The following is a 22,992-nucleotide window of genomic DNA, read 5'->3' on the forward strand; positions in this document are numbered from 1 at the left end:
TTGAGCACCTCACCTACGGCCCCCACTGCGGCCCCCAAGACGCCTCCGCGACGACACTGGATCGTCGGAACGTTTCGCACCCCATTGGGAATCCTGGCCCTCACCTTCCTGACCGCTCTGATCGCCCTCGTCATCTTCGGACCGATGATCTGGGGTGACGCCGCTGTCGCAGCCAACCCGAAGGCACTGTCTCAGGGACCGAGTTCCGAGCACATCTTCGGCACCGACGCCGGCGGGCGTGACGTCTTCGCCCGCACGATGACCGCCGCGAGACTGTCGGTGCTCATGGCTCTCGGAGCCGTCGCACTCGGTGTCACAATTGGCCTGATACTCGGTACGCTCCCGACGCTCGCTCCCCGCTGGGTCGGACGAATGGTCGTGGCATTCCTCAACTTTGCCATCGCGTTCCCCGGTCTCCTTCTGGCCATCTTCCTGTTGGTCGTTCTCGGACAGGGTGCGGGCAGCGCGGTGATCGCCATCGGTCTCGCCCTGGCCTCGCCGTTCGCGAGGTTGACGTACGCGCTGGCTTCGTCGGTCAACGGACGCGACTTCATCGACGCAGCACGCATCCTCGGGGTCACCAAGCCTGGGTTGTTGTTCCGCCACATTCTCCCCAACATCCGTGAACCACTCATCGTCAACGCCAGCATCGCTGTCGGCAGCGGCCTTGTGGTCTTCGCCGGACTCTCGTTCCTCGGCTTGGGCATTCAGCCGCCCGCGTTCGACTGGGGCCGGATGCTCAACGAAGGCCTGTCGAAGATCTTCGTCAACCCGGCCACCGCACTTGCTCCCGGCATCGCCGTCGTGCTCGCCGGTTTGACCTTCACGTTGCTCGGCGAGGCCATTGCACGCGGTGCGGGAGTTCGCAGCCCGATCAGCAGTCGTCTGCCGAAGTGGAAGCCGATCAATGCACGCACAGCTCAGACGGATTCGACACCCAGCGACGAAGACGCGGTACTGACCGTTCGCAACATGTCCGTCGCGGTCCCCGCGGGTGACGACTGGCGTCGCCCCGTCGACAACATCAGTTTTACAGTTCATCGCGGCGAGACCGTGGGCATCGTCGGTGAATCCGGTTCCGGAAAGTCACTGAGTTGCATGGCAATCGCGCAGCTGACCGACCACCCCACCGTGGTCGACGCCGGGCTCATCGAGTTCGACGGCACCGTGCTGATGAAGGACGGGAAGCGGCCGGACGACGCGGCTTCGCGCAAGGTTGCCCGCCAACTCGGCACACGTATGGCGATGGTATTCCAGGATCCGATGTCGTCCATGAATCCGTCTCTCAAGGTCGGATACCAGGTCGCCGAGATCGGTTGGCTCCACGAAGGTATGAGCAAGGCCGACGCGAAGAAGGCGGCAGTCGAGCGACTGAACGCCGTCAAGATCCCCGACGCGCCCAGGCGTGCGAAGCAGTACCCCCACGAGTTCTCCGGCGGTATGCGTCAGCGCGCGATGATCGCCATGGGTCTGATGGGCAAGCCCGCTCTGATCATCGCGGACGAACCCACCACTGCGCTCGACGTGACCGTTCAGCGTGAGGTCCTCGGGCTGCTCCACGAGGTTCGCGAAGAAACCGGCGCCGCAATCCTTCTCATCTCGCACGACATGGCCGTCATCACCGGCATGTGCACCCGTGTCCTGGTCATGTTTGCCGGCGAAATCGTCGAAGACATCGCAGTCGACGATCTGACTGCCGGTCGTGCAAAGCATCCGTACACCCGCGCGCTGATCGCCGCGGTCCCCACCATGAGCACCGATCGCGACAAGCCGCTTGCCACCGTCGACGAAGCCTGGCAGGTGGAGAGCCTCGACGCCGAGGAGAGCACCGCCGACATCGAGTTGGAAGAACTGTTGGCTGTTGCAGAGGAGATCCGATGAGCAGGCTCGAATTCCGTGACGTCAACGTCCACCTCGGTAGCGGTTCGAAGAAATTCCACGCTGTCAAGAACATCAATCTCGACATCCCCTCCGGATCGGTGGTCGGTCTCGTCGGTGAATCGGGTTCCGGAAAGTCGACACTGGCGCGAGCAACTGTCGGCCTGGCCGAGCCCAGTTCCGGCCAGATCCTTCTCGACGGTGTGGACGTCGCTCACGCCCGCGGCGCGACGGCTCGTCTGCGCCACCGGATCCAGATGGTCTTCCAAGATCCGTACTCGTGCCTCGATCCGAGAATGACCATCGGCCAGTCACTCGCCGAGGCGCTGCGGTCCACCGAGCGTCGTGACAAAGCTCGCCGCAGCCGCGGCGACCGCGCTACCGAGGTGGCTCGACTCCTCACCACTGTCCAACTGCCGGTGGAGAAGGCGCACGAATACCCGTCGTCGTTGTCGGGTGGTCAGCGCCAACGCGTTGCCCTCGCGCGGGCTTTGGCAGCCGCACCGGCAGTTCTGCTTGCCGACGAAATCACCTCCGCTCTGGACGTGTCCGTGCAGGGCGCGGTTCTGAATCTGTTGGTGGATCTGCAGAAGCAGCTGGGTCTGACGGTTCTGTTCGTCAGTCACAACCTGGCGGTGATCCGCTATGTCTGTGACCACGTCGCAGTCATGCTCGGCGGCGAGATCGTCGAACACGGGCCGGTTCTCGACGTGATCGATTCGCCCAAGGAGCCGTACACGGCAAAGCTGTTGTCCGCGATCCCGACCTTCGGGGAGCCGATGTTCCAATGACAACGCCGACCACTCTCGACTCCCCCGCTGCCGTAGCCCGTGCCGAAGAACGTCGTTCGGCGAGAATCCAGGATTACGCGTCCGTGGTTACACCGACCAGCATCGCCGTATCGGCGTCGGGACGCATTGCATACGTACGTACCGAAGCGAATCCGGCCGCGGATACCAACGAGCACTCGATCTGGTTGGCTTCCCCGCAACTACAGCTCACCGCGGGACCTGCCGACACCTCGCCGGCATGGCATCCCGTTTCCACGCTGTTGGTCTTCGTTCGGCCGGATTCCTCGGGCACACCGCAACTGTGGAAGGTCGATGCCACCGGGGGACCCGCCGTTCAGATGACCACCGCGGAACAACTCCCGCTCGGCGCTGGGGCACCGGTGTTCTCTCCCGACGGTGCTCGAATCGCCTTCAGTGCCCCGGTCGACCGCACTGCCGCCGGATCGTCACGCCTTTTGGTGGCGAAACGCCTCAACTACAAGGTCGACGGATCCGGCGTCCGGGGCAGCGTTCGTGCGCACCTGTTCGAGTTCGATCTGGCCGCCGGCTCGCTTCGGCAACTGACGGACGGCGATTGGGACGCTTCGCATCCCGCGTACAGTCCCGACGGCACCGAACTTGCTTTCACCGCGGCAATGGACGGCAATGCCGATCTGACACGGGCGAGTTCCGCGTGGACCTTATCGCTGACTGATCTCGCCTCGGCTCCGCGGATGCTGGGGCACGCACGCGGCATCGCCGGACCACTTGGGTGGACACCTGCCGGCGACGCCGTCGTAGCAGTCGGTTGGCACACGCCGATCATTCACAACAACGAACTTCTTGTCCTGCACCGCGACCAGCGAGTGGAAGACCGCAGTCTGACGTCCGAACTCGACCGAAACGTCATGCCTGGCGGGACCGGTTATCCCGGTGGCGCACCGTGTTTCACCGCCGACGGCGACATCGTGTTCTGCATCCGCAACCACGGCTCCACAGAACTGCACAAGGTCGATTTCGGATCAGGCTCCGCCTCAACACTTCTCACCGGAGAACAGAGCGTGGTCTCCGGCCTTGCCCTGACGTCCGGGAAGGCCGTCGTCGCGCTGGCAACGGCGACGTCCTTCGGTGAGGTCGCCGTCATCGATCTCGAGACTCGCGCCGTCGAAACCGTCACCGAATTGAACACGGAACTGACAACTTCCGTCGCGTTCCCAGTCGCCACCGAGCGTTGGTTCGACATCAGCGACGGCACCCGTGTTCAGGGTTGGATCCTGCGCGACCCGAACGTCACAGGCGCCGGACCGCTGGTTCTGGACGTCCACGGCGGACCACACAATGCCTGGACCGGAACGCCCACCGTGATGCACGCGTACCACGCGGAACTGGTCGCGCTGGGATACACGGTCTTGATGATCAATCCGCGCGGAAGTGACGGCTACGGAAACGACTTCTTCGACGGTGTGCGGGACGGCTGGGGCGAGGCGGATCGCGCTGACCTGCTCGAACCAGTCGAAACGCTTGTCGCCGAAGGGATTGCTGATCCGAAACAACTGGTGCTCACGGGCTACAGCTACGGCGGGTTCATGACGTGCGCCCTGACGTCGGTCACGGATCGGTTTGCCGTCGCAGTCGCCGGTGGCCTCGTCTGCGACATCGCGAACACGGCGGGCCCGTCGGACGAGGGCATCTTGCTGCAGACGGTCGAATTCGACCCGCAGTCATCTCGAGTACAGGAACTTTCGCCGTTGGGGCGAGTCGCGAAGGTGACAACACCGACGCTGATACTGCACGGCGGCAGCGACGTCCGGTGCCCGGTCAACCAAGCCGAACAGTGGTTCGGTGGACTGCGTTTGGCCGGCACACCGACCGAACTGGTGGTCTACCCGGACGCGTCACATGCCTTCGTGTTGACGGGCCGCCCGTCCCACCGACTGGATTACAGCACCAGGCTGGTCGAGTGGCTCGACCGTCACCTCTCCCCCACGCCGGCACTCATCACGGTCGACCCCGACTACTGGCAGTACCGACTCGACACCCTGAGCGCGAAGTACGGGGTACCCGGTGCCTCGCTGGGAATTTTGACCACAGGTCGCAGCGGATTCGACCGCACCGTGGTCACTTCCGGTGTCGTCAGTACCCGGACCGGTGTCGCGGCCACACCTGACACGTTGTTCCAGATGGGTTCGATCAGCAAGGTCTGGACGGCCACACTGATCATGCAACTCGTCGAAGAAGGACTGCTCGACCTCGATGCACCTGTTCGGAACATCCTGCCGGACTTCGCAGTTGCCGACACGGTAGCCACCGAAACGGTCACGACTCGCCACCTGTTGACTCACACCAGTGGCATCGACGGTGACGTCTTCATCGACGGCGGACGCGGCGACGACTGCGTCGAGCGATACGTCGCAGCCCTGACATCGACCGTGCAGCTCTTCGCCCCCGGCACCGATTGGTCCTACTGCAACACCGGCTTCGTCATCGCCGGACGAATCATCGAGGTTCTCCGAGGTAAGAGTTGGGACGCGGTTCTGCGCGAGCGGATCATCGAGCCGCTCGGCCTGACCAAGACCACGACTCTGCCCGAGGAGACGGCACTGCACCGCGCCGCAGTCGGTCACGTCGTCGGCGCGGCAGTCGGTCACGTCGGCGGCGCCGACAATCTCGAGCAGACACCACAATTCCTCATCCCTCGTTCGATGGGCCCCGCTGGTCTCATCAACAGCACAGCCGAAGACCTACTCCTGTTCGCGCAGGATTCGATGCGCGAGGATCCGGTACTGCTTCAGCGTTCCACTCATCTGGCGATGCTCGAGGAACGCCGCCAGATCAGCGACGTGTCGTCTGCAGACGTGATGGGAACTACGTGGCTGCTGCACAATTGGGGCGGGGTACTGGCGCACGGCCACAACGGCGGAACTCTCGGCCAGCAATCGTTCTTGCGGGTGGTCCCGTCCTGCGGCATAGCGGTAGTCCTGATGGCCAACGGCGGAGCGATGGACGGTCTCTCGGGCGATCTTCTGGCTGAGGTGATCGGTTCGATCGGCGGCGTCGCCGTGACACCGGCATTCTCGCCTGGTGACCCCCACACCCGTATCACGTCCTCACCCGAGGAACTCGATGCGCTGTGCGGTCTGTACCGCGATGCTGCCGCCGATTTCGTCCTGGAACGGACCGGCAGTTCCCTGACCGCCCGCCGCACCGATCACATCGATCCTTCGCTCAACACCGAAACGGCAGAGTCCGTCTCTCTCAACCTGATCGAAGTTCACCCTGGAGTGTTCGGGACCCGACTCCCTCAAACATCGAGTTGGATCCGGATCACTTTCTCCGACAACGGGAGTACACAATTGTTACACGTCGGAAGCCGCGCATATCCGCGAGTGAACAACCGATGACCGTTCTCCGCGATCTGGCCGAGCGCCAACTTCCTCAGATCCTCGAGGACGCCATCGCTCTCATCGAAGTCGAGTCGCCGTCCCACGATCTCGAAGCTGTTGCCCGCAGCGCGAAATGGACGTCAGACCTTGTCCACGAACGACTCGGCGTTACACCGGAGTCGATAGTCAGGGAAGGCCGAACCCATCTGGTGACCCGTTTCGGTAGTTCACCGACGCGGCTGATGCTGCTCGGTCACCACGACACCGTGTGGCCGATCGGCACCCTGACGCGCCTGCCCGCAGCCGTCACCGACGGAGCACTTCGAGGTCCTGGCGGCCTCGATATGAAACTTGGTGTTGTTCAGGCAATTCACGCCCTCGCCATCGTTCGAGAGTTGCACGGCGACGATGCACTCGACGGGATCACACTCCTTGTGACCGGTGACGAGGAAATCGGTTCACCCACGTCACGGTCCCTCATCGAGGAACTTGCTGCGGGCGCGGTGCTCGTCCTCGAGGCCGGCGGCGACGGCGGTGAACTCAAGACCGTCCGCAAGGGCGTGTCGCTGTATCGGATTCATGTCGCCGGCCGCGCTGCGCATGCCGGGTTGGAACCGGAAAAGGGCATCAACTCGGCAGTCGAACTGGCTCGTCTCGTGATCGCGATCAACGACTTGTCCTCTCCCGCGCAGGCAACCACCGTCACGCCGACCGTCATTTCGGCCGGAACCACCACCAACACGGTTCCGGCAGAAGCATTTGTCGACGTGGACGTGCGCGCAACCAGCGCAGCCGAGCAGGAGCGGGTCGATTCGAATATCCGAGCCCTGCAGGCAATCCACCCCGAAGCAGTAGTAACGGTCTCGGGTGGCGTCAACCGGCCTCCCCTCGAAGCGGCGATGTCCGCACCGTTGCTTGCCTTGGCGGAACGTGTTGCGCTCGAGCATGATCTGACTCCTCCCGTCGGCCTCGCCGTCGGTGGAGCCTCGGACGGAAACTTCACTGCCGGCATCGGCATCCCCACCCTCGACGGCCTCGGTGGCGTCGGCGGCGGTGCACACGCCGAGACCGAGCATGCGCTCGTGTCCGCTATCGCCCCGAGAACGGCGTTGGTTGCGGGCCTAATTCGTTCGATCACGTCTGAAGGGGGCCCTCGTGTCGAAAAGCAAAGCGGTTGAGTTTCGAGAACTGGTCGACACCCGCGAAATAGCCGATCTGTCTGCCGTTTTCGACGAGATCTGGGCAACCAGTCCCGGACCGGCTCATTTCGGCACGGCGATGTTGGTTGCACTCCATCACGGTGGTCACTACGTGGTGGGAGCCTTCTCCGAAGGCGAAATGATCGGCGGTTGCGTCGGATTCTTCGTCGAGCCTCTCGGCGAGGTTCTGCACTCCCACATCGCCGGAGTTCTACCAGGGCATGCAGGCAAGGGAATCGGCCGCGCTCTGAAGCATCATCAGCGGGACTGGTGCATCGAGCGCGGTGTCAGAACGATCCGTTGGACTTTCGATCCACTCGTCGCACGCAATGCCTACTTCAACATCCAGCGTCTCGGTGCCGAACCGGCTGAATACAATCCGGATTTCTACGGATCGATGGCAGACGGTATCAATGCCGGCGACGCCAGCGACCGAATGCTGGTCAGTTGGGATCTCGACGCCGATGGATCTCCGAGTTCTACTGTGGCCGTGGATGATACATTCAAGGTGCTCCAACCCACCGAGGACGGTACACCTCGGATGCTCCCGATCCCACCCGACTGCATCGACATCGCAGTCGGAATACCCAGAGACATAGAGCATCTGAGAACCGTCGACCGCGCCTCCGCCTTTGCCTGGCGACACGCGCTTCGTGAGTACCTCGAACCATTGATCGCCTCGAAGGAATGGCAATCCACCGGCTTCGACCCCAGTGGCTACTACATGTTCACGAAAATCTGCGAGACAACCGGAGAAGAGCAAGTCCATGCACATTGAGTCCGTCGAATTGCGCGAACTGCGCATCCCTCTCGTCTCCCCTTTCACCACGTCATTCAGCACCCAGCTCGAGCGCAACACGCTCGTCCTGAAGGTGAGTGGCACCACCGAGGGCCCCAACGGTCCGGTGGAGACCGTCGGCTGGGGCGAGTGCGGCTCGCTCAGCGATCCGTACTACAACTCGGAGTACACCGCCGGCGCGCGAGCGATGCTGCGCGAGTATCTCGTTCCTACGCTTCGTAAGTCGCAGTCGGATCAGCCGCTCTCGGCCGAGACGGTTGGCAGCGTACTTCACCACATCGTGGGTCATCAGATGTCGAAGTCGGCTATCGAAATGGCAATCCTCGATGCTGAATTGCGTGCTCGTGGACAGTCGTTCGCTCGGTACCTCGGTGCCACTCGCACGCGGGTTCCGTCCGGTGTCTCCGTCGGTATCCAGGACAGCATTCCGCAGTTGCTCGAAACCGTCGGCAATTATCTGTCGCAGGGTTACGTGCGCATCAAGCTGAAGATCAAGCCGGGCTGGGACATCGAACCTGTCGCAGCAGTGCGCAAGGAGTTCGGCTACGACGTCCCGTTGCAGGTCGACGCGAATGCCGCGTACACACTTGTCGACGCGCAGTTGCTGCGCCGCCTGGACGAATTCGCACTGCTCCTCATCGAACAGCCGCTGGCCGAGGACGATTTAGTGCAGCACGCCAAGCTTGCCCAGTCCCTCTCGACTCCGATCTGTCTCGACGAGTCGGTCGAGTCGGCCAAGGATGCGGCGGATGCCATCACGCTCGGCGCCGCTTCGGTCATCAACATCAAACCGAGCCGCGTCGGTGGATATCTGGAAGCCAAGCGCATCCACGATCTCGCCTCGGCGCACGGTATTGCGGTGTGGTGCGGCGGAATGCTCGAGACCGGAATCGGTCGCGCTGCCAACGCAGCTCTCGCGGCGCTGGACGGCTTCACGCTGCCCGGCGATATCTCGGCGTCCGATCGCTTCTACAAGGAAGACATCACCGAACCGTTTGTCATCGAGGACGGCCACATCGCCGTGCCCCAGGGACCAGGCTTCGGTGTGACTCCGCGTGAGGACGTCATGGAGCGCTTCACCGTCGGAACCGAAATTCTGTAGGTTTCCACAGCGTCGACAAACAGTCACCTCCGCCCTCACCGGGCGGAGGTGACTGTTTGTCGTTTGTGTCGGTAGGGAGGTGCATAGTGATTCGGACATGATGCACCGCACCGAAAGGCCCCCGATGAGTAGCTGGTCCGATCGCCCGATCTGCGCGTTCGACCTCGAAACCACGGGACGAGATCCGTCGACCGCTCGTATCGTCAGTGCCTGCGTAGCGGTGATCGACGGTTCGAGGGTCGAAACACGCACGTGGCTACTCGATCCCGGCGTCGACATCCCCGCCGGCGCCTCGGCCATTCACGGCATCAGCACCGAGTTCGCGGCGCAACACGGCCAGAACTACTCCGAGGGCTACGAAGAGATCCGTGAGGCCCTGCACAATTCCTGGGCGCGCGATCATGCTGTCGTGGCGTTCAACGCCTCCTATGATCTGACGGTCATGCATGCCGAGGGTCTGCGCATCGGCAAGCCCGCCTTCGTTCCGGGGTTGGTCATCGATCCGTACGTGATCGATCGCGCCATGGACACCTTCCGCAAGGGCAAACGAACGCTCGCGGCCGTGTGCGAGCACTACGGGATTTCCCTCGAGTCGGCCCACGAGGCTGAGGCCGATGCCAAGGCAGCGGCAGCGTTGGCTCGCGAGCTGGCCGTGCGGTTCCCCGACATCCTGGGGCTCGATCTCATGGTCGATCAAGCCGATTGGCACGCCGAGCGCCAGCGTGATTTCGCCGAGTACCTACTCAGCCAGGGCCGGGACGTGGGAGATGTCAACGGTCAGTGGCCGATTCGCATTATCGCCTGACGCCCTCCCCTCGCTCGAACAACCGCGCGCGTTACACCGGGACCGGCGGCCACACCGGCGCAATGGACCACGGACGGGCCGTTTCGAGCTGCGACGCAACCTGGATCAGCAAATCTTCGCGCCCGAACGCGCCGACCAACTGCACGCCGATGGGCACACCGGCCGAGTCATGACCCATCGGCAAGGAAATCGCAGGCTGACCGGAACTGTTGAACGGACTGGTCAAACCGCTGTACCCGGCCGAATGCTCCCAGATCGACATAGGATTCGCCGTATCGAGCAGACCGAGCGGAGCTGCCGGCCGAGCCATCGTCGGCGTCAGCAGCAGGTCGTGATCGACAAAGAACGCACCGATCACCTGGGCCGCCCGCTCGAGTTCCTGCAACGCCGTGACGACGTTCGTCGCAGTTTCGGACTTCGCACGGTCGTAGATCATCCGGGCCATCGGTTCGAGGTCGTCGTCGCGGATTGCGCGGTTCAGGGCGGCGAGTCGTTCGTCGACCTCGATCGTCATCGGAATACCCATCAACACCGAAAGCCCGGCAGTAAGCGCATTGAGGGGAAAGTTCGGGGCACCCTCGGTGACATCGTGACCGAGTTCTTCGAGCAAGCCCGCGACACTGGTTGTGACGGCCGCACACTCCGGATCAACCGGGGTGCCGTCCGGCAGCGCGTTACTCAGGCCAATCCGCAACCGTCCGGGATCCGCACCCACTTCCTCGACGTACGGCCGCTTCGGTGCCAGGATCACGTAAGGATCGCCCACTGTCGGTCCGGCGGAGAGATCGAGAAGCAGCGCGGTGTCGCGGACACTTCGGGTGAGGGCGTGATGAACACTCATCGGCGACGAGAAGAGCGTGCGCGCCGGTGCCGTCGGAGTGCGTCCGCGGCTTGGCTTGAGGCCTACCAAGCCGCATGCCGATGCGGGTATACGGATCGATCCACCACCGTCGCTGGCATGTCCGCCTGGCACGATCCCGACGGCAACAGCCACAGCAGTGCCACCGGAAGATCCGCCGGGCGAACGATCAAGTGCATACGGGTTGCGGGTGGGTCCGAACAGCGCAGGTTCGGTACTCGCGTTCTTGCCGAACTCCGGGGTGTTCGTCTTGCCGATGACAACCAGACCAGCCTGACGGTAGCGCTCGACGAGCGTCGAATCTTTCTCTGCCACAGCGTCGGCGAACAATCGAGATCCATTGGTGCTCGGCAATCCTGCGACGTCCATGCCGAGGTCTTTGATCACGAACGGAACGCCGTGCAGTGGACCTTCCGGCAGACCGCCTGATACCTCGTTGCGCGCTTCCTCGCGACGCTCACTGATCACTGCGTTGACTGCCGGGTTGCGCTCGTCGAGCCTGTCCAGGCTGAACTCGAGGACTTCCTTGGCGGAGACGTCGCCGCTCTTGATTGCTTCGGCCAGGCCGGTCATGTCGTTGTTGTCGAACAAATCCTGCATCGATGCCCTCATCACTCGTGTAGAACTCTGCCGATAGTGAGGTCCGTCATATCAACCGGGGCGGCGACGCAGTTCCGAAATTCCGCTTGGCGGGACCGATCAGAGAATCAAGCCCTCACAGAATCAAACCCTGCCGCCGCGCTTCCACGACCGCTTCGTGTCGACTGCGGACGTCGAGTTTTCCCATCAGATTCCGCATGTACGTCTTGATCGTTTCGACGCTCAGGGACAGCCTCTCGGCGATCTCGGCATTTCGTAGGACGAGAAGCCGCAGTCCGAGCGTGCCGCACTTCTCTCCCGCCAGGGAGTCGGCATGGTCCAGGCCGAGAATGCTCGCGTTGTCGACGCCGAGATGAACGACGTTCCCGCCGACGGCCGGACCATGGGTGAGATCGTGCTCCGCGGCAACAACGTGATGCTGGGGTACTACCGCGACGAGGCCGCGACTGCCGAAGCGTTTGCCGGTGGCTGGTTCCATTCCGGGGATCTCGGCGTCATGCATCCCGACGGTTACATCCAGCTCAAGGACCGCGCGAAGGACATCATCATCTCGGGCGGCGAGAACATCTCCACCGTCGAGGTGGAGCAGGCGATCATGAGCCACCCCGCCGTGATCGACGTGGCAGTCGTCGGCGTTCCGGACGAGAAGTGGGGCGAGCGGCCGAAAGCATTCGTGTTGCTGAGCAAGGGATTACAGGCTTCCGCAGAAGACATCGTGGAGCACACCCGCGCCTTGCTCGCCGGGTACAAGGTTCCCCGTGACATCGTCTTCCCCCTCGACCTTCCCCGCACCCCGACCGGCAAGGTCCTCGAGTTCGAACTGCGGGCGTCGAACTAGCTCGGCCGTAGGGGCTCAGCGCACCGCAGTGGAACGCCGACGCAGATCGACAGGTTGACCGTCGGAGGGGAACGGCAAGGACGTGAAGTCGAGCGGGGCGACGTAATCGGCGTCGACGTTCCAGTCGAAGCGCAGAAGGAGGTGATGCATGATTGCCTTGATCTCGGCGCCGGCGAAGTGCATTCCGAGACATTTGTGCACTCCACCGCCGAACGGCTCCCACGCGTACCGATGAACCTTGTCTTCGCGTCGATTCTCGGCGAAACGCTCGGGATCGAAACGCTCGGGATCAGGCCAGTACTGCGCCATGTGGTGTGTGAAGTGAGGGGCGACAGAAACATACGTTCCCGCAGGCACGAAGTGACCCCGTACTTGAGTGTCGCGGACCGCTCGCCGCGCCATGACCGGAACGGGAGAGACGAGTCGGAGGCATTCCTTCATCACCAGATCAAGGCTGCTCAGCCCGTCGAGATCTGCATAGCTGGGCGTCGAGGTCCCCAGAGCGAGCGACTCGGCACGGCACCTGTCCTGCCACTTCGGATGTTGACCTAGATATTGCATCATCGTGGAAAGGGTGATCGTCGAAGTGTCGTGTGCGGCCATCAGGAGGAAAATCATGTGGTCGATCACCTCGTCGTCGCTGAAGCGTTGTCCCGCTTCGGATTCGATGTGACAGAGCACGGAGAACAGATCATCGGTTTCGAGATCTCGACGCGCCGGCAGGTAACGACGGAAGAAGTCTTCCAGGACCCGGCGGCCGTCGAGCCCTCGCTTCCATCGCGTCCCTGGCACGCGGTAGCGGACCAGAGACGTCGCTGCCTGGACGCAATCGACGAAAGCCTTCTTCACCGAAGATATTTCGCTCTCGGTGCTTCCTTCGGCCCCGCCCATGAAGATGTCGGTGGCGAGATCGAGAGTCAGTGTCTTCAGCGCCGTGTAGGCATGGAATCCGTCAGCGGGAGACCATGCGTCGAGCGCCGAGTCGATTGCCGGGTTGAGAACGTCGACAGACTTCTCGAGTCGTGATCGAGTGAACGCCTGCTGCATGATTCGACGGTGCCGTAAATGTTCTTCGGAATCGAGCAGCATCAGCCCACCGTGAAAGAAGGGACCGATCAGCACCGACCAGCCGTCGCTGTTGACGAAAGCTCGATCTTTGTTCTGCAGCACCTCCTGACACGCGTCAGGTCCGAGTACAGCGATCCATCGCCGACCGACCATGGAGAACCAGGACACCTCGCCGAATCGATCCCAGTTCTCCTGCATCAAGGCGAGTGGATCGCGAATGTATGCCAGCGCATGCCCGACCAGGGGCAGCCCGGAACGACCCGAAATCGGGTGCAACGGTGAGTTCATCGGGGGACGAGCCAGGATCTTGGGCACTGTGACCTCTACTCTCGCTCAATCTGACAGTGTCTCCTGTCAGATTGACAGTAGTCTGCGTCACACTCATGCGTCTGTCAATATCGACCTATGACTCCCCCTACGCCGCGTCGATATGCCGGCCTGAGCAGCGACCAGCGCTCAGCGCTGCGGCGCGAGAGCTTGATGGAGGCAGGGATGGAACTATTCGCGGCCTCAGGCAATCGCGGCGCCACGATGACCGCTATCTGCGCACAGGCCAAGTTGACGGAACGCTACTTTTACGAAAGCTACTCCAGCAGAGACGAATTGCTGGAAAAGATCCTGGACGGGATTGCCGACGAGGTCCGCGACGCAGGTCTGGCCGCACTACGAGCGAGCGACGGGACCCTCGAGCAGCGAGTACGAGATGCCATCGCGTCGTTTGTCACCATCCTCACCGACGATCCCCGCAAGGGCCGTGTCGCAATGATCGAATCCGCTGCTTACGAACCCCTGCGTACACACCGACGCGCAGTACTGCACGGCTTCGCTCAGATGGTCGCGGACGAAGCCACACAAATGTACGGCGACCGAGCTTGGCCACCACGTCAAGGTCAGATCAACGGACTGCTCTTTGTGGGCGGCCTCGCCGAGTTGGTCACCGCATGGTTGAACGAGGAAATCGCTATCTCCCCCGAGGAGATCGTCGAGGCGGCAACCTACCAATTCACATCCACCGCACACCGTTGATACAGAACTGCCCGGCACCTCGATCCTGCCCGTCACACCGGGATCGTGCTCACAGGCGCAATACTTGTCCCCATGAGTGAACGCGCAGACTTGCCCGGAACTGACCCCGCACAGTTTCGGGTGCACGTCGCGTCTCAAGCGATCCGGTTGTTCTCGGAGAACGGGTACGAAGCCACCACAGTCGAGCAGATCGCCGCTGCCGCCGGTGTATCGCGTCGGACGTTCTTCCGGCAGTTCCGCTCCAAGGAAGACGTGATCTTCGCCGATCACGAATCCCTCCTCGAACACGTCGCCGAATTCCTTGCATCCGATTCCGACGACCCCTGGGCGTCCGTGTGCGATGCCGCCGGTCTCGTCTTCGATTTCTTCCGACGCAACCGTGACCTGTCGATGCGGCGATACCGCGTCGTACAGCATGTCCCGGCCCTCCGCGACCGCGAGCTGGTCACCGGATTCCGCTACGAGCGCCTTTTCGTCGATTATCTCCGCAGCGCTGTTCCCCGCGAACCCGTCCTCGAGGTTGTCGGTTTTGCCGCAGCTGTCACCGCGTGCCACAACTACCTCTTGCGAAGCATGATCAAGGGCGACGAGGACGCCACAGCCGAAGCGCTGAGTCAGGCGCTTCTCGACGTTCGGCGGACGTACGGCGTGGCCCCCGGATCCAAGCCCAGCACGCCAGAATCGAAGTCTGTGCTGGTAGTAGCGTTCACCCCGGGCACTTCCCCCGAGGAGATCAGCAGAAGGATCCACGAACAACTCGGCTGACACTCCTCGTGCACCGAAACTTCACACGCCCATCCCTTGACCTGGCACTCAGTGCCGTGTTTGACTGGAGTCATTGGCACCGGTCTGTCCGCGAATCTCGCTGGTAACGCCGGAGCCGCACCGACCGCCTTCAAGCCACCTTCACCAAGGAGCGTTCCCATGGCAGGAAACCCGGATTTCAATCTCTTCGCGCTGAACGAAGAGCACGACGAACTGCGGGCTGCTATCCGCGGACTCTCCGAGAAGGAAATCGCGCCGTACGCCAAGGACGTCGACGAGAACGCACGGTTCCCCGAGGAAGCTCTCACCGCCCTCAACGCGTCGGGCTTCAACGCCATCCACGTCCCCGAGGCTTACGACGGCCAGGGCGCCGATTCCGTCGCCACCTGCATCGTCATCGAGGAAGTTGCCCGCGTCTGTGGCTCCTCCTCGCTGATCCCCGCCGTGAACAAGCTCGGCACCATGGGCCTGATCCTCAAGGGTTCCGAAGAGCTCAAGTCCAAGGTGCTCCCGGACCTCGTCAACGGCGGAATGGCGTCGTACGCACTGTCCGAGCGTGAAGCCGGATCCGACGCTGCTTCGATGCGTACCCGCGCAAAGGCTGACGGCGACGACTGGATCCTCAACGGCTCCAAGTGCTGGATCACCAACGGCGGCAAGTCCACGTGGTACACCGTCATGGCTGTCACCGATCCCGACAAGGGCGCAAACGGCATCTCCTCCTTCATGGTCCACAAGGACGACGAGGGCTTTGTCGTCGGACCGAAGGAAAAGAAGCTCGGCATCAAGGGCTCCCCCACCGCCGAGCTGTACTTCGAGAACTGCCGCATCCCCGGCGACCGCATCATCGGCGAACCGGGCACCGGCTTCAAGACGGCTCTCGAGACCCTCGACCACACGCGTCCCACCATCGGCGCCCAGGCCGTCGGCCTGGCCCAGGGTGCACTCGACGCAGCACTGGCATACACCAAGGACCGCAAGCAGTTCGGCAAGTCCATCAGCGACTTCCAGGCTGTTCAGTTCATGCTCGCCGACATGGCGATGAAGGTCGAAGCCGCACGTCTGATGGTCTACACCTCCGCTGCTCGCGCCGAGCGTGGCGAGAAGAACCTCGGCTTCATCTCCGCTGCCGCCAAGTGCTTCGCTTCGGACGTTGCCATGGAGGTCACCACCGACGCAGTGCAGCTGTTCGGCGGCGCCGGTTACACCACCGACTTCCCGGTCGAGCGCATGATGCGCGACGCCAAGATCACGCAGATCTACGAGGGCACCAACCAGATTCAGCGCGTCGTGATGTCGCGTGCGCTGCTGAAGTAGGGCCTCCGGCCCCGTGCGCGGTCAGGCAGTCCATAGACTCCTTAACCGCGCACGGGGGCTTGCCCCCTGTCTGAAGAATCTTGAGGAGAATCGTGGAACTCGTAGGCGTAATCGGCGGCGGCACCATGGGTGCCGGCATTGCCGAAGTTTGTGCAAAAGCCGGTAGCTCGGTACTGGTGCTCGAAACCAAAGAAGAATTCGCGGCCGCCGCTCGCGAGCGGATCGCCAAGTCGATCAACCGCGGCGTGGCCAAGGGCAAGATCACCCAGGAAGATGCCGACGCCGCCGTCGCACGCGTTCGCGTCACCCTGGACATCGAAGAGTTCGCCGATCGCGATCTGGTGATCGAAGCGGCTCCCGAGATCGAAGCTCTCAAGTACGAGATCTTCGGCAAGCTCGACAAGATCGTCAAGCCTGCAGGCATTCTGGCGACCAACACCTCGTCGATCCCCGTCATCAAGATCGCCAAGGCCACCTCGCGCCCCGGCCAGGTTGTGGGCGTTCACTTCTTCAACCCCGTGCCGGTCATGCCGCTCGTGGAGATCGTGGTCAGCCTCACGACGTCCGAAGAGACCGTCCTCGCCGTCACCGACTACGCAAAGAACACACTGCGTAAGAAGACGGTTCGCGCGGGCGACCGTTCGGGCTTCATCGTCAACGCTCTGCTCATCCCGTACCTGTGCCAGGCCGTCCGGATGCTCGAATCCGGTTACGCCACAGCAGAAGACATCGACGAGGCAATGAAGGGTGGCTGCGGCTACCCGATGGGTCCGCTGACGCTTCTCGACACCGTCGGTCTCGACATCGCTCTCGCAGCAGCAGAGTCGCTGTACGCGGAATTCGCAGAACCGCACTACGCTCCGCCGGCACTGCTTCGCCGCATGGTCGACGCCGGTCGCCTCGGCAAGAAGACCGGTCGCGGCTTCTACGAATACGCCTGAGTCCGACCGCTTCACTCTTCCGGCCCCTCACCTGTTGCAGGTGAGGGGCCGGAGTTGTTTTCGGGCAGATCTTGCCGAATCCATTGACAAATTCGCGCGGCGCAGCAAAAGTCATCATGTGACAACAACCGTTGTCACATGAGCGCAGGCGGAGGGTCAACCAGATGAGCAGCGATCCGGACACCGGTACTCGTCGACCCAAGCCCCAGTCGCGACCAGAGCCCCGGGAACTACGAGCAGACCCGATCGGCCCCGGTTCCCTGACGTGGACACACTTCGGCGACGTTCGCGGTCTGCTGTATCTCGGACGCGCAGGCACGCTGCAGAACATGCACCCCGCGGTAAGTGGAGCGCTGCAAGATCATTCGAACTTCTTCGACAATCCGCTCGACCGCCTGTTCCGCTCACTTCCTCCCATCTACGGGGTCGTGTACGACCGGACCGAAGAGGGCACAGGCACGCTCGTTCGCAACTTCCACACCGATCTCAAAGGAACAGACGAAACCGGCGGGCGCTACCACGCCCTCGCTCCTGACACTTTCTGGTGGACTCACGTCACGTTCTTCGAGGTGATACTCGATTTCAACGAACGATTTGCATACAAGAAGTTCACACCGGAGCAGAAGGACCAGCTTGTCCGTGAGGCCGTAACCTGGTGGCGTTGTTACGGTCTCACCGATCGACCCGCTTTCGACGACTACGCGAGTTTTCGCGCGTACTGGGAAGACATGCTTGACAACCAGTTGATCAACACTCACACCACGAAGTGGTCGACGCGCATCTCCGAGCACAGCATCGCACCGGCCCCGAAGGTGCCGACGTGGTTGTGGAATCTCTCCTCGCGCCCCACGATGGCCGTGGCGAACTGGATCGGCAAGGCACTGATGCCGGAGAAGGCGCGCGAAACCCTCGGATGGGAATGGACGCCGCGCGACGACCGAATGTACTTCTGGTTCGCCCGCTTCCTGACACTGACCGATCGGTTCTGGCATCTACTTCCCCTACGTCTGCAGTACGCACCGCGCGCGTACTCGGGTATCCGCGCACAGGGTCTTTGAGCCTGCATCGGTAGGCTGGCGAGCGTGCCAGCCCAACTCCCTTCCGATGCGATCAGTGTCCGCGTGGACAGCTGGACGTGGGCGGTTCGGCTGTTCAAGACACGCTCGCAGGCGGCGACCGCCTGCCGATCGGGACACGTTCGGGTCAACGGAACGTCGGCAAAAGCGGCTCAGCAGGTGAAAGCCGGCGACGAGGTGCGGGTGCGTGTATCCGGCATCGAACGCATTGTCGTCGTGGTCAAGCCGATCACGAAACGAGTCAGCGCCGTACTGGCCGCCGATTGCCTGCAGGATAATTCACCACCCCCACCGCCTCCCGAACTGATCGCGTCCATCCCGCGACGTGATCGCGGCGCCGGCAGACCGACCAAACGCGATCGACGCGACCTCGAGAAGTTGCGCGGCCTCGAGCCGTAATCGCTACCTCGAAACAGGCTGACGCAGAACCGTCTTCAGTTTCTCGGGCGGCGTCCGGCGAGCGTCGCTGAGGTAGATCTCGTGATGATCGCCGTTGAAGCTCAGGCTGTTCGACGGGATGAACGTGTTGTGCAGCAGGTCCAGGGTGGGAGCTTCGTCGTCGTACGAGCCGACGTGAAGAATCTGGACGGACAGACCTTCCTCCAACTCGAGAAACCTGACCTTGTCGAGAGCGGCAATCTCCTTCTTGGCCCGCACTGCCTTGGCCCGGACTGCGTCAATCGACGCAGACAGTTCGGTCTCCGTGATCCATTCCGGTTGCGAGATCATCATCGTCCAATCCCACGACGACTTGTCCCGCGTCACGAACACCTCGGGGTCATCTGCCCGCCACAACCCTTCCAGCGGGCCCACGACGAAGTCGCGATCCAGTTCCTTCTTGCTCGCGAACTTGGTCGCGTAGGACACCGAATACAACGCTTCGAGCGCCTCGGAGTACTCGGTGGCCGTGTTGGGATCACCGTGACCGTCGACGGCAAAGTAGCCGAAGCGCGGGACGGTCACGAAGGCAAAATCGCGACGGCCGGGCGAATAGAGATCCTTGTAGGCCTTTTTGACGTCGTACTTCTCCATGTGCCACCCACCTGAGCTCGGACCAAGTTCAACATCAGGAAACTAGCCGAAGTCACCGACAACCGAATAGCGGACCGGCGTCCCCTTGTTAATAGACCAGTGGACCTTTACTCTGGACGGAGTGACTACACCCCAGGCGACCGACGTCGTCCAAGCTCCGCGCCGCAGACCGTTGCGGATCGTGGCCATTTCCGCGATTGTCGCGTCGATCTTGGCCCTACTGTTCGTGTACCCGTGGTGGAGTTTGTTCATCCGGCCGGACTGGCCGACGGCCGTCACAGTGTTCGGCACCGTCCTGTTTGCCGCCCTCCTGATCACCCTGCCTGCCTCGATGGTGCTCAGCCATGGCCACACCGATCGTGATCCCATTCGCATGGTCGGCGATGCGCTCCTCGGAGTCATCTGGGTCGTGTTCGTGTGGACGCTGCTCGGCGAAGTCCTGAGACTCGGACTCCTCGTCGGGGGCGTGGAGGATCCGCTTCGGTCCAGAATTGTCGCCGTTGCGGCGCTGATCGTCTCGGCCGTACTGCTGATCTGGGGCTATCGGGAAGCCATGCGACTGCCACGGATCAAGCACGTCGACGTCACCATCCCTCGCCTCGGAGCGGGAATGGACAAGCTTCGGGTAGTCGCAATTACCGACACCCATTTCGGCCCGATCAATCGCGAGAAGTGGTCCGAGCGCGTGATCGCGGCAGTCAACGAACTCGACGCCGACATCGTGGCCCACGTCGGTGACATTGCCGACGGAACAGTGGAGCAGCGCCTCGGCCAAGCCACCCCACTCGCGTCGGTGGAAGCCAGACTCGCTCGTGTCTACGTCACCGGGAATCACGAGTACTTCCACGAGGCTCAGGAGTGGCTCGACTACATGACCTCGATCGGCTGGGATGCCCTGCACAACCGGCACCTCGTCGTCACCAAGGGCGGCGACAACCTGGTCATCGCCGGAGTCGACGACGCCACCGCTCTGGGATCGAAGCTCGACGGTCACGGCGCGAACTTCGATATGGCCCTTGCCGGCACCGACCCCGATTTGCCGATCCTGATGCTCGCCCATCAACCGAAGCAGGTAACTCAGTCCGCTTCCGCGGGAGTGGATCTGCAGCTCGCCGGTCATACCCACGGCGGACAGATCTGGCCGTTCAACCTTCTGGTCAAACTCGATCAACCGTCGGTGCACGGGCTCACCCGTCACGGCGACCGCACGCAGTTGTACACAAGCCGCGGAACCGGGTTCTGGGGTCCACCATTCCGCGTGTTCGCACCGAGCGAGATCACCGTCCTGACGCTGCACAGCGCCTGAACGGGCTCAGCTCGTTCGGGTTGCCGCTCGCGCCGACAGCCCGACGAGCTGATTGATCAGACCTTCACGTAGGCCGGTTGCGAACATGTCGGCAGCAGGGGGCGCCTGCATCTCGTTCAGTACGACGACCATGGATTCGGCAGGCTCGGCAGTCGGCCACAAGCCTGCAACAATCACCAGGGTCACCTTGGCGAATTGAGCCGCGTCGCCCTCCGAGAGGTGAGGCAATTGCGAATGAATCAGCGACGCAAACCTTCCCAAGTTGACCGTTGTCCGCTTCTTGAAGTCACGGGCGAAGTCGACGGAGATGTTTCTTTCGAGGACACCTGCCATGACGCTCATCAACTCGCACAGTAAACGCTGTGCGACAAGCGATTCCGCAACCGTCGATGCCACATGGATTTCAGTGGCGAACGGCGAGTCGTCACCGGCCGGAGTTAACGACTCGGACAACCCGTCCAACCACGCAACCCAGTTCTCGTCGAGCACTTCGAGAAAGATGGCTTCGCGACTGTCGAAGTAGCGAAGCACGTTGGACTTCGCCAGTCCGACGCTCTCACTGAGCTCACGCAGGCTGATGTCGGCGACGGGCCTGGACCCGAGCATCGCGCGGGCCGCATCGAGAATCGCGCACCGACGCGCTTCGATCTGCTCAGGCCTGCGCGCGCGCTGAAATCCGTGGGTCGCCACCATCACGCAAGATTATCAGACCATCGTTCTATTGTTCGCTGCGATGCATGTCAGTTGTCCGAAGACGCGTGCTGCGCCACGACTCCCCTCGACGCCAATTCACGACGCAGCGAATCGGTGTCGACGGACGCGAGATCAACCCGGTGAGTGCGGGCAGCCAAGGCTCGGACTTCCTCGGACAGATCCGCCACCTGCTTACGCGTCGCAGCCTGGGATGCCACGTCCTGTTCCGCCACGCGCTCGACCAACCAGGAAGCGAGTGTGGCAGTCACGATGCCCAGCAACGCAATTCCGCCGATCATCAATGCTCCGGCGATCATGCGCCCGGTCGTGGTAACGGGCGCCATGTCTCCGTAACCGACGGTCGTGACCGTCTCCATCGCCCACCACAATGCCGTTCCGTACGACGTGATGGCAGCGCCCTCGGCGTGACGCTCGGCATCGAGCATGGCCAGCGCCGCAACACCGATCAGCAATGCCGTGGCAGAGGTGGCGTACACGACCACTCGTCCACGCAAGCTTTGCCCGCTCGAGCGGTGGACTATCGCAAGCAGTGTGACCAACCGAAGTAGGCGCAGCGGACGCAGCATGGGCAACACCACCATCGCCAAATCCAAGAGATGCCTGACGAACCAGCGACCGCGGGCAGGTGCCAACCACAGGCGAACTGCGTAGTCGACGGCAAAAACGACCCACACAGCCCACATGATCCATTCGGTCAGACGATGGGGGAGGCCCGTCGGTTGCGCCAGCACTTGGTACGCGTACGCCACCAAGAACAGGCAGGCCGCAGCGGTCAACGGGATGTCGGTGGCTAGCTGCCATTTCTCCGACGTCCACGCAGTGCGGCGGTGCGCCGACTTCGTCGATTCGTTCATCCGAGAAGTCTGACACCACCGCTACCTAGTGCCCGGCAGAACCGACTCAGATCCGAGTGTGCGTCAAGATGTTGAGCGCCGTGGGAACTGCCTCGAATGTTCTTCGATCGGCACGTCTGCACCACGCCAGATAAATGGCAGCGCAACCGCTGTGCGCTTCATCCCATCTTGCAGGGCATCCTCGATCGCTGCCGCAAATTCACTGCGGAATGGGCTGACCCCACCAAAAGTTGCAACCAAACTTTCTTCACATTCTCCAAAAGTATTAAGAATCGATATACCATTACCCGTCAAAAGTGTTAGTGATATGCGGGAAATTTCCGGAACGAAGCAAACCTTGATGTTTAAGTTCTCAGAGCTGACACGGAATTCTCAGAAGTCTTCTGGCCAACAGGTCCGCCCACGACTTTTCGCCCAATCTCCAAATACTGAAACTCCATACCTACATATACTTCTAGCGTCTTCCAACAGTTCTCTTGAACAATTTTCGATGATTCGATGCTGCTCACAGAATTTTCCACAGGAGGCAAACCTTACAGTCGATTCTGGACGTCGAACTCGACAAGGGCGCCCAACAGAGAATTACATCCCTGTTCACATAGGTGATATTTCATCACGTTTGCCGTACGGCTTCCAGTTCGAAGCTCGTCCAAACGGCCT

At 62.1% G+C, this 22,992-nt stretch carries 19 protein-coding genes and 2 pseudogenes; 15 read left to right on the plus strand and 6 right to left on the minus strand.

All coding sequences use genetic code 11. From position 1 onward, the window contains the following. From ACFT1A_RS09150 to ACFT1A_RS09180, 7 genes are all read left to right on the plus strand, one after another. Entirely contained in the window at positions 1 to 1,881 is a 1,881-nt protein-coding gene (locus tag ACFT1A_RS09150; protein ID WP_378446705.1) for a dipeptide/oligopeptide/nickel ABC transporter permease/ATP-binding protein, read from the plus strand. Further along, positions 1,878 to 2,669: an ABC transporter ATP-binding protein gene (locus tag ACFT1A_RS09155; RefSeq protein WP_378446706.1), complete on the plus strand. Its 792-nt coding sequence runs from the start codon at positions 1,878 to 1,880 to the stop codon at positions 2,667 to 2,669. Before ACFT1A_RS09150 ends, ACFT1A_RS09155 begins: the two co-directional genes overlap by 4 nt. Next, entirely contained in the window at positions 2,666 to 6,049 is a 3,384-nt protein-coding gene (locus ACFT1A_RS09160; protein ID WP_378446707.1) for a serine hydrolase, read from the plus strand. The genes ACFT1A_RS09155 and ACFT1A_RS09160 overlap by 4 nt, the downstream gene beginning before the upstream one ends. Beyond that, positions 6,046 to 7,209, plus strand: a complete 1,164-nt coding sequence (locus tag ACFT1A_RS09165) for a M20/M25/M40 family metallo-hydrolase (protein ID WP_378446708.1) — start codon at positions 6,046 to 6,048, stop codon at positions 7,207 to 7,209. Before ACFT1A_RS09160 ends, ACFT1A_RS09165 begins: the two co-directional genes overlap by 4 nt. Then, positions 7,187 to 8,008 carry a GNAT family N-acetyltransferase gene (locus ACFT1A_RS09170; RefSeq protein ID WP_283302749.1) on the plus strand — a complete coding sequence of 274 codons (822 nt, stop codon included), beginning with the start codon at positions 7,187 to 7,189 and terminating at the stop codon, positions 8,006 to 8,008. Before ACFT1A_RS09165 ends, ACFT1A_RS09170 begins: the two co-directional genes overlap by 23 nt. Next, a complete protein-coding gene (gene menC / locus ACFT1A_RS09175) occupies positions 7,998 to 9,131 on the plus strand; it encodes an o-succinylbenzoate synthase (RefSeq protein ID WP_378446709.1) in 1,134 nt (377 codons plus the stop codon). The genes ACFT1A_RS09170 and menC overlap by 11 nt, the downstream gene beginning before the upstream one ends. Before the next feature lie 124 nt (positions 9,132 to 9,255). Beyond that, the gene (locus ACFT1A_RS09180; RefSeq protein WP_378446710.1) at positions 9,256 to 9,936 is read left to right on the plus strand and encodes a 3'-5' exonuclease; all 681 of its coding nucleotides are present in this window, start codon (positions 9,256 to 9,258) and stop codon (positions 9,934 to 9,936) included. Between the two features lie 31 nt (positions 9,937 to 9,967). On the opposite strand, the gene ACFT1A_RS09185 is transcribed toward ACFT1A_RS09180, so the two are convergent. Next, positions 9,968 to 11,395 carry an amidase gene (locus ACFT1A_RS09185; protein WP_378446711.1) on the minus strand — a complete coding sequence of 476 codons (1,428 nt, stop codon included), beginning with the start codon at positions 11,393 to 11,395 and terminating at the stop codon, positions 9,968 to 9,970. 115 nt (positions 11,396 to 11,510) lie between these two features. After that, a pseudogene (locus ACFT1A_RS09190) lies at positions 11,511 to 11,651 on the minus strand (response regulator transcription factor); the annotation flags it as partial. Between the two features lie 18 nt (positions 11,652 to 11,669). Between ACFT1A_RS09190 and ACFT1A_RS09195 the strand changes: the two are divergent. Next, positions 11,670 to 12,233, plus strand: a pseudogene (locus tag ACFT1A_RS09195) (acyl-CoA synthetase); the annotation flags it as partial. Between the two features lie 15 nt (positions 12,234 to 12,248). On the opposite strand, the gene ACFT1A_RS09200 reads toward ACFT1A_RS09195, so the two are convergent. Then, the gene (locus tag ACFT1A_RS09200; RefSeq protein ID WP_378446712.1) at positions 12,249 to 13,616 is read right to left on the minus strand and encodes a cytochrome P450; all 1,368 of its coding nucleotides are present in this window, start codon (positions 13,614 to 13,616) and stop codon (positions 12,249 to 12,251) included. A 90-nt stretch (positions 13,617 to 13,706) separates the two neighbouring features. On the opposite strand from ACFT1A_RS09200, the gene ACFT1A_RS09205 reads away from it, so the two are divergent. The 6 genes from ACFT1A_RS09205 to ACFT1A_RS09230 all read left to right on the plus strand — a co-directional run bounded on the left by ACFT1A_RS09205 (position 13,707) and on the right by ACFT1A_RS09230 (position 18,825). Next, entirely contained in the window at positions 13,707 to 14,327 is a 621-nt protein-coding gene (locus tag ACFT1A_RS09205; RefSeq protein WP_378446713.1) for a TetR/AcrR family transcriptional regulator, read from the plus strand. 72 nt (positions 14,328 to 14,399) lie between these two features. After that, a complete protein-coding gene (locus ACFT1A_RS09210) occupies positions 14,400 to 15,092 on the plus strand; it encodes a TetR family transcriptional regulator (protein ID WP_378446714.1) in 693 nt (230 codons plus the stop codon). 159 nt (positions 15,093 to 15,251) lie between these two features. Continuing rightward, complete coding sequence (locus ACFT1A_RS09215; RefSeq protein ID WP_003939784.1) at positions 15,252 to 16,409, plus strand: acyl-CoA dehydrogenase; 1,158 nt, start codon at positions 15,252 to 15,254, stop codon at positions 16,407 to 16,409. 92 nt (positions 16,410 to 16,501) lie between these two features. Further along, a complete protein-coding gene (locus ACFT1A_RS09220; RefSeq protein WP_214883149.1) occupies positions 16,502 to 17,350 on the plus strand; it encodes a 3-hydroxybutyryl-CoA dehydrogenase in 849 nt (282 codons plus the stop codon). A gap of 164 nt (positions 17,351 to 17,514) precedes the next feature. Further along, entirely contained in the window at positions 17,515 to 18,408 is an 894-nt protein-coding gene (locus ACFT1A_RS09225; protein WP_378446715.1) for an oxygenase MpaB family protein, read from the plus strand. A gap of 24 nt (positions 18,409 to 18,432) precedes the next feature. Beyond that, positions 18,433 to 18,825, plus strand: a complete 393-nt coding sequence (locus ACFT1A_RS09230) for an RNA-binding S4 domain-containing protein (protein WP_378446716.1) — start codon at positions 18,433 to 18,435, stop codon at positions 18,823 to 18,825. Positions 18,826 to 18,828: 3 nt separating this feature from the next. On the opposite strand, the gene ACFT1A_RS09235 is transcribed toward ACFT1A_RS09230, so the two are convergent. After that, positions 18,829 to 19,458 carry a GyrI-like domain-containing protein gene (locus ACFT1A_RS09235; protein ID WP_378446717.1) on the minus strand — a complete coding sequence of 210 codons (630 nt, stop codon included), beginning with the start codon at positions 19,456 to 19,458 and terminating at the stop codon, positions 18,829 to 18,831. 121 nt (positions 19,459 to 19,579) lie between these two features. On the opposite strand from ACFT1A_RS09235, the gene ACFT1A_RS09240 reads away from it, so the two are divergent. Continuing rightward, positions 19,580 to 20,764, plus strand: coding sequence for a metallophosphoesterase (locus tag ACFT1A_RS09240; protein WP_378446718.1), 1,185 nt, complete (start codon positions 19,580 to 19,582; stop codon positions 20,762 to 20,764). 6 nt (positions 20,765 to 20,770) lie between these two features. Here the strand turns inward: ACFT1A_RS09240 and ACFT1A_RS09245 are convergent, their stop codons facing one another. Further along, entirely contained in the window at positions 20,771 to 21,457 is a 687-nt protein-coding gene (locus tag ACFT1A_RS09245; RefSeq protein WP_378446719.1) for a TetR/AcrR family transcriptional regulator, read from the minus strand. A gap of 47 nt (positions 21,458 to 21,504) precedes the next feature. Beyond that, positions 21,505 to 22,332 carry a potassium channel family protein gene (locus tag ACFT1A_RS09250; protein WP_378446720.1) on the minus strand — a complete coding sequence of 276 codons (828 nt, stop codon included), beginning with the start codon at positions 22,330 to 22,332 and terminating at the stop codon, positions 21,505 to 21,507. Between the last annotated feature and the right edge of the window lie 660 nt (positions 22,333 to 22,992).

This window comes from Rhodococcus sp. NPDC057135 (assembly GCF_042670865.1).
Lineage (GTDB): Bacteria > Actinomycetota > Actinomycetes > Mycobacteriales > Mycobacteriaceae > Rhodococcus_F.